The following is a 236-nucleotide window of genomic DNA, read 5'->3' as shown; positions in this document are numbered from 1 at the left end:
TTGTCAGATCTTGAGTTAATCTCCATAGACTTAACTTCAGAATTTATGAGTATTGATTCAGAGCGGGATTTATTCAGAAAATTACCTTTCAATTTATCCTCTAGGATTGAACGTAGTGTTTACAATTGCAGAAAGCGCAAGTTGTTTTCTTATGGGGATTCATTAAGAAACAAGATAGCTGCAAAAATATCTGTCAGTGATTATTACATTGTAGATAGCATGCCATTAGAAATATG

At 32.6% G+C, this 236-nt stretch carries 1 pseudogene; it reads left to right on the top strand.

Features of this window, described 5'->3' with window-relative positions:
• A pseudogene (locus tag GNY06_RS00365) lies at positions 1-236 on the top strand (IS982 family transposase); the annotation flags it as partial.

Source organism: Elizabethkingia argenteiflava, from assembly GCF_009904105.1.
Taxonomy (GTDB): Bacteria; Bacteroidota; Bacteroidia; order Flavobacteriales; family Weeksellaceae; genus Elizabethkingia; species Elizabethkingia argenteiflava.
The sequence above is the reverse complement of the archived record's forward strand: the minus strand, read 5'-3'. Positions and strand labels throughout refer to the sequence as shown.